Below are 9,359 nucleotides of genomic sequence, written 5' to 3'. Positions count from 1 at the left end.
GCCGGGTGGTTCTGCGGATGGAACGGTTTCTTCCCCGCAGAACCAACCGGCCTCCATGCTCCCGCTCCTCCGCCCCTCACAGAAGCTCCCTTGTTCTTTTCTCCAGAATATGCTAATATGAAAACGGATTAAAGATTGACCAATATTCAGTCGGAGGCATGCCGCATGGGCAAGATCGAAGATAAGAAAAAGCAGAAAAAAGAAGCTCTGTTCCACACATCCTTTGATTTATTCACCACCAAAGGTTTCTCCAAGACATCCATCGCAGATATCGTGGAAAAAGCCGGCGTGGCCAAAGGGACCTTTTATCTGTATTTCAAAGACAAATATGACATCCGCAACCGGCTGATCACCAACAAAGCCGGTAAAGTATTCGAGAATGCGTATTACGCCCTGGAGCGGACCGAACTGACCGATTTTACGGAGCGGCTGCTCTTTATCATCAATGACATCATCGATCAGCTGACGAAGGACAGCAAGCTGCTAAGTTTCATCGCCAAAAATCTGAGCTGGGGAGTTTTCAAGTCCGCTCTGGTTCAGCAGGAAGAGGAAACCAATCTGGATTTTTATGCCCTGTATCTGAAGATGATCGAGGACAGTCCCCACGAATTCCACAATCCGGAAGTAATGCTCTTCATGATCGTGGAACTGGTCAGCGGCAGCTGTTATAATGCGATCCTATATAAGGAACCAATGGCAATCGAGGAATATAAACCCTATTTATATGAAGCAATCCGCAGTATGATTCAAACACAAATGATAAAGTAAGTACCGAGGAGGAACGATTATGGAGCAAAAGAACATATTGGTTACCTTTCCAGTGACGGACAAACAAAAACACAGTCTGGAAATGTACGCACCCGGTTCCCACTTCCTCTACCGTCCAAGGGAAGAAGTAACTACAGAAGATGTGCACAACGCCAATATCATCATCGGCAATGTCAATCCCTCGCAGCTGGTTGGCGCCTCCAAATTGGAATGGCTTCAGCTGGATTCCGCAGGCACGAACGGGTATCTGGATCCCGGGGTCCTGCCGTCAGGAACGAAACTCACAAACGCTACCGGCGCCTATGGGCTGGCTATCTCCGAGTATATGATCGGCGTCGTGCTGGAACTTATAAAAAAGCTGCATTATTACCGGGACAACCAGAATCAGCGTCTCTGGAAGGATGAGGGACATGTGACCTCGATTCAGGACTCCCGCACACTGGTCGTGGGGCTTGGCGATATTGGAAACGAATTTGCCCGGAAAATGGACGCGCTTGGAAGCCATGTCAACGCAGTTAAGCGCCGCCCTTCCGACAAACCGGAGTATATTGAAGAATTATATCTTCTGAAAGATCTGGATAAACTTCTGCCGGAGGCGGATATTGTGGCGCTGTGCCTTCCCGGTACGGAGCAGACCCGCCATCTGTTCAATGCCAAACGAATCAAGTTGATGAAAGAATCCGCTATTTTACTCAACGTTGGCCGCGGTACCGTAGTAGACACCGAAGCGCTCTGCGACGCGCTGGAAAAAGGACAGCTGTACGGGGCTGCCCTGGATGTGACGGAACCGGAACCTCTGCCGCCCGACCACCGTCTGTGGAAATTCCGGAATGTGGTGATTACGCCTCATACTTCCGGCCAGTATCATCTGCCGGAAACCCTGAACAAGATCGTACGGATCTCTGCAGAGAACCTGATGCGCTTTATGAATCACAAAGAACTTAGAAACGAGGTTGACTTTACAAGCGGATACAAAAAATAAGCAATCCGGTCATCGCTTCATCTGCTTTAATAGTTCCTTCCTCTTCGCACTGACCCGGTAAGATTCCCTGGCCTTTTGCAGGGCCTTATTATAAGTCCAGTCATCCAGACGGCATCGCAGCAGATATTCATGAGTCAGTTCCGGGTATTTTGCATAGGCTGTGGACACCAGCCAGGCCTGGGCCATACGCACATAATAATGGGGGCTGCACACCCGGTCACATCTTTCCAGCACCTGCTCCACATAACCGTCCAGAAGATAGTGATCCAGCATCAGGACTAGCCCGACCCGGATAGTCCAGGGTTCTTCGCTGCTTAAATAGGTGTCTATCTGCTGCCAGAACGGCTCCTGGTTCTTTTTTACCTGCTTTAACCCGCTGCAGAAGCAGTCGCAGACCGCCCAGTTATCCACATAGGGCAGAAACTCCCCGATCCGGCTGATCCATTCCTCATACCCCATCCGTCCAAGGCCCAGCACGATTCCGTGCAGCATGGATTCCTCGTAATAGCGATGGGTATTTTCCCCCAGATATTCTCTCCAGTTACCTTTGGCGACTTCCCGGCCAATCTCCCGCAGCTTCGGCATCCGGATACCCAGGATCAGTTCCTGCTCTTTTCCCGGAACCAGGCCGGAATGGAACTCCCGGTATCCGCTGTCCGCCTGCCCCTTCAGGTATTCCAGGAACTCCCGGTACGTATTTTCATCCCAGTGTTCCAGCTTCCAATCGTTTTCCTCATTATACATCGTTTACTCCGGTTTCCCTGATCAGACCGGACCGGTAGGCCCGCAGCAGTTTCTCCAAATCCTGAATGGAATCCTTCAGATTCCGGCCGATATCCGTATCCGCCACTTGTCTGCGCCGGTTCGCATATTCGACTACCACCGCCTCAGAGAAAATATCGCTCTCATTGAGAACGGCATCCTCCACCGACTTAAAAGGCTCATGGGACACCAGGCGCAGCCCGTAGGAATTGTAGATCAGCGTATACCCTGCGATCCCGGTCTGGCTCTGGTAGGCCTTACAGAAGCCCCCGTCGATAATCAGCAGCTTTCCGCCGCATTTTACCGGGGACTCCCCTCGCTTGGAGCGGACCGGCACATGGCCGTTGATAATATGCGAGTCTTCCGTGGACAGACCGAACTCCGTCAGAATCCGGTTTACCACTTCCTCCTGTTCGATCAGCATATAGTAATTATTTTTCTTTTCACTTCGCAGCTTTTCATCATCCAGAAAATACCGCTCGAAGGTTGCCATCTTTTCTTTTCCGAATACCGGAGAGTTCTCGTTCGTCCAGATAAACCAGAGGATATCCTGGCCATAGAACTTCTCCTCCATAGACTCCGGTTCCCACCGCAGGTAATATCCCTTCCTGGCGTACTGCTCCAGAATATCATAGAGGGCTTTCCCGCTGTACATCTTGCCGTGAATCTCCACCTGCCGGAAGCTTCCGTCCTCATTTAACGGAACGCAGCCATGATACAGCAGATTGGAATTATATACCAGATACAGGCTTCCGTTGTTCATCAGGAACCGCACGTGCTTCTGCAGCTTGTCGCAGTTTAAAAACGCCGTCTGCAGACGCTCCATCACCATCTTCTCCTCCGGAGTCAGCGCGTATGGATCTTCCTTATGTATGGTGGGGAAGGAGTGGTCCTTAAGCTTACAGGTCTGCCCTTCGATGAAGACGCTCCCCTCCGCCTGGTCGATCTTGTCCAGCAGCCTACGGCTCTCCATATGGAATTCCGGCCTTCTCTTGATTAGCTGGCCTTCCAGCTTCAGCTGAATGATGGTTATGGCTTTATGCATCTTGCGCTCCAGCTTCGCTGATTTTACGCCGGTCAGTCCCGGATGGTCCGTCACCTGGAAGCAGTCGCATTCATCTTCTCCGTAGGTTTCCAATGCAAAGGTGGCCAGAGGCAGCAGATTGATCCCGTAGTCTTCTTCCAGCGTGTCCAGATTCCCATACTTGGCGCACAGGCGTACCACATTGGCGATACAGGCCAGATGGCCGGACGCTGCTCCCATCCAGACCGCGTCGTGGTTACCCCACTGCACATCCACGGAATGATAATTCATCAGCGTATCCATCACCTGGACCGCTCCGGCTCCCCGGTCGTAGATATCCCCCACCACATGCAGATGATCCACCACCAGGCGCTGGATCAGATTGGAGAGCGTCACGATGGTCTCTTTCGCCCGCCCGATCCGGATAATGGTCTGAATAATTTCATTATAATAAGCTTCCTTGTCCAGCACTTCTTCTTTCTCATGCAGCAATTCCTCGATGATATAGACGAAGTCCTTTGGGAGGGCTTTACGTACCTTTGATCTGGTATATTTGGAGGATACTCTCCTGGCGATCTGGATCAAACGGTGCATGGTGACCTTATACCAGTCCTCCAGGCTCTCCTCGTCCCCTTCCTGCTTCATCACCAGTTCCAGCTTCTGTTCCGGATAATAGATTAAGGTAGCCAGGCTCTGCTTATCCCGCTTGCTTAACGTCTTACCGAACTCATCGTCAATTTTCCGTTTGACTGCACCGGAACCATTGCGCAGTACATGGCTGAACTGCTCATACGCCCCGTGGACATCCGAGACAAAATGTTCCGTGCCCTTGGGCAGGTTTAATATGGCCTGAAGGTTGACAATTTCGGTAGCTGCCGACGCGATGGTCGGATACTGCTTGGCGATACTTTTCAGATATTTCAGCTCGATCTTTTCCATAAAATTCCTCCCTTTTGAAACTGCGCTGTTTCATACAAGACCCGCGGCTGCGTGCGCCGCCCTCTAATCCAGATGCTGTCCGGACTGGATCAGTTCCACCCTGGTGATAACATCCTCTTTGATCTTGGCGATCCGAAGCGCATATCCCTGGAAATAGACACAGGCTCCCGTGCCGATCTGTTCCCCGCTCTCTTCGAGCATCCTGCGCACCAGCTGCTCCAGCGTCTCATCTTTCTCACAGGGAATATGTATATGATTCACCGCATTGACCACACGTACCTTCTGGTTTCCCCGATACACCGTCCTCTCAATCTCATCAAAACTACTGAACAAAAACTTCCGGGTGGCAAATAACAGAGCGATAGCGATCGCTCCGGCCAGAATTTCCCACGCGTTCAGATGTTCCACAATCATCTGCCGCGCCGTGGCGAACAGGAGCACTTCGATGACGGTGCCGGGCGTATGCTTGCATAGCATCTTCACAAACTCGACCCCAATCACCAGGTTCATCGTCCAGGCAAGAAAATTATTAAAGCTTCCGTTATTCTCCAGAACATTGATGCTGGCTCCGACCTCCCCAACCAGCCTTACAGCCAGCACTGCCACTACCACCAGTATAAATGCGCCAATAACGGTCTCGACCACCGTCGCCACTTCAAAAATACCCTTCTGAAAAAACTTTTTCACACAGAACCTCCATCATTCGTTGGTATAGTCTTACATAATGCAATTATACCTGTCCCCACCCCCTTGCGCAAGCTATTTAAAACTTAAAAGGGCGGCTGATGGAAGTGCGGTTCTTCCTCGGGTTTGGGTATGCCCGCTGCTTAGGGCTTGGAACCGCGGGCGCTATCCGGGGACGCTCCGGGCGGACGGGTTCTTTTGTATCTCCCTGGGGGCGCATAGGGCGGCTGTGAATACGCTTAGTGAAATCGAAAAGCCGGGTTCAGGATGCACGGCGGACTTCACGTCCGACGGGCAAGAGCCTCTGAACCGGGAACACATCACGTGTTCCTGGTGAATAGGCTCGATTCCTGAACCCGGCTTTTCGATTTCACTTAGCGGATTCCAGCGCTAGCCCTCCGCGCTCCCAGGGAGATACAAAAGAACCCGGCCGCCCGGAGCGTCCCCGGATAGCGCCCGCGGTTCCAAGCCCTAAGCAGCGGGCATACCCAAACCCGAGGAAGAACCGGAAGTGTCCCGGATACCTTGACTTTTCTAGCGTTCTTCCCGGAAATAATTCACGCCGCAGCTCTCGGGCTGGGCATTTTCCTTCTTCTCCCGGATGGAATTCACCACGAGCACAACCGCCGTCACCAGGAACGGAAGCATATCATAGAAGGCGTTGGGAATCGGAAAGCTTTTCGGAACATAGTATTTCAGAATGCGGAACGCCCCGAATACAAAGGAGCCATATATGGCGTATACCGGCTTCCAGTTGGCGAAGATAACCAAAGCCACCGCGATCCAGCCCAAGCCCCCCACACAGTTGGTGATCCACACGCCGCCGTTGGTAATCATGATCGTATAGGCGCCGCCGATTCCACAGATACCGCCGCCAATAATCATGTTGATGTATTTCCATTTTGTGACCTTGATTCCGGCCGCGTCCGCAGCCGCAGGATTTTCTCCGATACTTCGGACATTGAGACCCGTCTTGGTGCGGAACAGGTAAATACTTAAAATTATCGCAAGAATGATTCCCAGATAGACAAAAGGGTTATAGGAAAACAGCAGGTCTCCCAGTACCGGGATGGAGCCAAGACCGGGGATCTTTGCCCCCCGCATCTGAGCCGTGATCTGTTCCGGCAGCTTTAAAGTCCCGGTCTCCGATTTGCCCAGCATATAGAATCCGATAAAATTGGCAAGGCCGATGCCGAAGATCGTAAGCGTAAGCCCCGTTACGTTCTGGTTCGCCATAAAAGTGACCGTTAAAACCGCGTAGATCAACGCGCCGAAAGCGCCGCCTGCGAACGCGGCCAGCATGGCGATCCAGAAATTATCCGTCATATAGCCGACCATGAATCCTGAGCAGGCTCCGATGGACATCATTCCCTCTACGCCCAGATTAAGATGTCCTACCCGTTCGTGGAGAATCTCTCCGATCGTTCCGAACAGAAGCGGTGTCCCGGCCAGTACGGCCGCTACGAGAAAATTTATGATATTCACTTGTTCGCACCTCCTTTTTTCCGGGTTACAAACCGGTACCGTATGAAAAATTCACAGCCCAGCACAAAGAACAGGATGATCCCCTGCAGGACATCGGAACAGTCCGCGGAAAGTCCCATGGAGGATTCCACCACGCTGCTTCCCTTTTCCAGTATGCTGAACAGCGCGGTGACGACCAGGATGGATACCGGATTCAACTGTCCAAGCCATGCCACGATGATCGCGGTGAAGCCCACCCCTCCGGCCACGCCGGTAGCCAGCGTGGCGTCCGAACCGGCCGCCTGTACCATACCTGCGATACCGCAGATAGCGCCGCTGGCGAACATCGTCCTCAGCACGATTTTTTTCACGTTCATACCCGCATAACGGGCGGTCGGTTTGCTGATCCCCACCACACTGATCTCATAGCCCTGTTTGGTATAGCGCAGATAAATATAGACGACCACCACCAGGACCAATCCGATGATCCAGCCGGCCTGCACTCCGAACACTTTGTTCAGCTGCGCATTTGCATCGAAGGTGGCGATCTTCGGAAAACCGCCGGACTGGGGATCTGCCCATGGGCCGTCCCGGAAGAAAACGATCAGATTCAACGCGATATAATTTAACATTAGGGTAAATAAGGTCTCATTGGTATTAAATTTCACTTTAAAGACCGCCGGAAGCAGCGCCCATAGCCCGCCGCCCGCCATACCCGCCAAAAACATGACGGCAAGCAGCAGCCAGTGAGGCCAGTCCGCATGAAACAGGGCGAAATAGGTAGCAAATATGGCTCCCATAATAATCTGCCCTTCCGCGCCGATGTTCCAAAACTGCATTTTAAATGCCAGGGCCACGCCCAGGGAAGTGATCAGCAGCGGTATCATGATCTTCACCGTGGCCTGTATCGCCATCCCGCTCCGGAAGGCCCCGTAGATAATTGTCCCGTACACTTGAAAAGGATTATAACCGATACATAGCAGGAACAGGCCGCCGGCCACGATGGCCAGAACCAGCGCCACGATCCTGAGCAGAAATATCCTGTTTTTTGACAGCTCGGCCCGCTTCACCGTGCGGATCAGCGGTTCGGTCTTGCTTATTCCCGTCTGGCTACTCACCTACGGCCACCTCCTTTGTCATCCCTGTCATCATAAGTCCCAGCTGTTCTTTGGTCGTATTTTCAGAATCCACGATCCCGGTAATCTCCCCATGGCACAATACCAGAATCCGGTCCGTCAGTTCCAACATGACATCCAGATCCTCCCCGACCAGCAGCACCGCCACCTGTTTCTTCTTCTGTTCGTTGAGCAGATCGTAGATCAGATAGGAAGAGTTGATATCTAATCCCCGGACCGGATAAGCCGTGATCAGAACATTTGGCCCGGAGCCGATTTCCCTGCCCAGCAGCACCTTCTGCACATTTCCTCCGGAGAGCATCCGCACCGGCGTCTCTACATTCGGAGTCATGATCTCCAGCTCCTGCACCAGCTGTTCCGCCAGTTCCTTCGCGGGCCTGCGGTCTACGAACATCCCTTTTTTCTTCCGGTATGTCTTAAGCAGCATGTTATCTGTCATACCCATGGTGGATACCAGGCCCATTCCCAGCCGGTCTTCCGGTACGAATCCCATTCGGATTCCCATCTCCTGAATCTGCCCCGGAGTTTTTCCTATTATACTTTCCTGCCGGTAGCTTAATTCTCCGCTTACCGGACGGATCAGTCCGGCCAGCGTCTCGCACAGTTCCTTCTGCCCGCTCCCGGCGATACCCACAACACCCAGGATCTCACCGGACTTCATATCAAAGCTTATATTTTTCAAGGCCTTCGTCTTATCCGCCCGAACCACATTCAGGTCCCGGACCTCAAGCACGCTCTTTTTTTCCTCCACCTTCGGGCGGCTGATCGACAACTCGACCGGACGGCCCACCATCAGCTCTGTCAGCTTCTTTTCATCGGTCTGGGCGGTCATAACCGTATCGATACTCTTCCCCCTGCGCAGGATCGTCACCCGGTCGCTGATCGCGAGCACTTCGTTGAGTTTGTGGGTGATGATTATGATCGCCCGGCCCTGGGCCTTCATTTCCCGCAGGATAGCAAACAGCTTTTCCGTCTCCTGGGGAGTGAGCACAGCCGTGGGTTCATCCAGTATCAGGATATCCGCTCCCCGGTAAAGGACTTTCATAATCTCCACCGTCTGCTTTTCACTGACCGACATGTTATATACTTTTTTCTCCGGGTCGATCTCCAGGCCGAAATTCCGGCTGATTTCCTCCACCTTTTCCCGTAGCACTTTCGCTTTCAACAATTTTTCCTGCGTTCCCAGCACAATATTATCCATCGCGCTGAATACGTTCACCAGCTTGAAATGCTGATGGATCATTCCGATTCCAAGGGACGCGGCGTCCGTGGGGGAATTAATCAGGGCTTCTTTGCCGGCCACCCGGATCGTCCCCTCGTCCGGGTGATAAATGCCGGACAGCATGTTCATCAGCGTCGTCTTGCCGGAACCGTTTTCTCCCAGCAGAGCCAGGATTTCCCCGTATTTCAGGTTCAGATTAATTCCGTCATTTGCTTTCACCGTGCCGAAGGATTTAGATATCCCCTTAAGCTCGATGGCGTATTTTTCTTCTGACTGAGCCATAGAATCACCTCTCGTTTGGTTGTTAAAAAACATTGCAAAACCCAAGACTCACGCTTGCAGCTTTGCAATATATTTTATGTCCTGAATGCAAGTATG

General features: G+C 52.3%; 8 protein-coding genes. 2 read left to right on the top strand and 6 right to left on the bottom strand.

Annotated elements, in window-relative coordinates; translation table 11 throughout:
* Positions 1-165: 165 nt before the first annotated feature.
* Together KTH89_RS13395 and KTH89_RS13390 are read left to right on the top strand one after the other, a co-directional pair.
* Positions 166-768, top strand: a complete 603-nt coding sequence (locus KTH89_RS13395; RefSeq protein WP_238722045.1) for a TetR/AcrR family transcriptional regulator — start codon at positions 166-168, stop codon at positions 766-768.
* A gap of 19 nt (positions 769-787) precedes the next feature.
* Entirely contained in the window at positions 788-1,750 is a 963-nt protein-coding gene (locus tag KTH89_RS13390; RefSeq protein ID WP_158348849.1) for a D-2-hydroxyacid dehydrogenase, read from the top strand.
* 9 nt (positions 1,751-1,759) lie between these two features.
* Here the strand turns inward: KTH89_RS13390 and KTH89_RS13385 are convergent, their stop codons facing one another.
* From KTH89_RS13385 to KTH89_RS13360, 6 genes are all read right to left on the bottom strand, one after another.
* Positions 1,760-2,494, bottom strand: coding sequence for a DNA alkylation repair protein (locus tag KTH89_RS13385; RefSeq protein WP_158348850.1), 735 nt, complete (start codon positions 2,492-2,494; stop codon positions 1,760-1,762).
* A complete protein-coding gene (locus KTH89_RS13380; RefSeq protein ID WP_158348851.1) occupies positions 2,487-4,475 on the bottom strand; it encodes a fructose-1,6-bisphosphatase in 1,989 nt (662 codons plus the stop codon). The genes KTH89_RS13385 and KTH89_RS13380 overlap by 8 nt, the downstream gene beginning before the upstream one ends.
* A 63-nt stretch (positions 4,476-4,538) precedes the next feature.
* The gene (locus KTH89_RS13375) at positions 4,539-5,162 is read right to left on the bottom strand and encodes a phosphate-starvation-inducible PsiE family protein (RefSeq protein WP_158348852.1); all 624 of its coding nucleotides are present in this window, start codon (positions 5,160-5,162) and stop codon (positions 4,539-4,541) included.
* A 531-nt stretch (positions 5,163-5,693) separates the two neighbouring features.
* Positions 5,694-6,644: an ABC transporter permease gene (locus KTH89_RS13370; RefSeq protein WP_158345554.1), complete on the bottom strand. Its 951-nt coding sequence runs from the start codon at positions 6,642-6,644 to the stop codon at positions 5,694-5,696.
* Positions 6,641-7,741 (bottom strand): ABC transporter permease, encoded by a 1,101-nt coding sequence (locus tag KTH89_RS13365; protein ID WP_238722044.1) that lies wholly within the window; start codon positions 7,739-7,741, stop codon positions 6,641-6,643. The genes KTH89_RS13370 and KTH89_RS13365 overlap by 4 nt, the downstream gene beginning before the upstream one ends.
* Positions 7,734-9,263, bottom strand: a complete 1,530-nt coding sequence (locus KTH89_RS13360) for an ABC transporter ATP-binding protein (RefSeq protein WP_158345553.1) — start codon at positions 9,261-9,263, stop codon at positions 7,734-7,736. Before KTH89_RS13360 ends, KTH89_RS13365 begins: the two co-directional genes overlap by 8 nt.
* Positions 9,264-9,359 lie beyond the last annotated feature (96 nt).

The sequence above is a fragment of the Diplocloster agilis genome, assembly GCF_019042275.1.
GTDB classification, from domain to species: domain Bacteria; phylum Bacillota; class Clostridia; order Lachnospirales; family Lachnospiraceae; genus Diplocloster; species Diplocloster agilis.
The sequence above is the reverse complement of the archived record's forward strand: the minus strand, read 5'-3'. Positions and strand labels throughout refer to the sequence as shown.

Bases quoted from the DNA above. Each gene is read 5' to 3' on its own strand.
- KTH89_RS13395 (WP_238722045.1), top strand. From the start codon at position 166: ATGGGCAAGATCGAAGATAAGAAAAAGCAGAAAAAAGAAGCTCTGTTC.
- KTH89_RS13380 (WP_158348851.1), bottom strand. From the start codon at position 4,475: ATGGAAAAGATCGAGCTGAAATATCTGAAAAGTATCGCCAAGCAGTAT.
- KTH89_RS13390 (WP_158348849.1), top strand. From the start codon at position 788: ATGGAGCAAAAGAACATATTGGTTACCTTTCCAGTGACGGACAAACAA.
- KTH89_RS13385 (WP_158348850.1), bottom strand. From the start codon at position 2,494: ATGTATAATGAGGAAAACGATTGGAAGCTGGAACACTGGGATGAAAAT.
- KTH89_RS13360 (WP_158345553.1), bottom strand. From the start codon at position 9,263: ATGGCTCAGTCAGAAGAAAAATACGCCATCGAGCTTAAGGGGATATCT.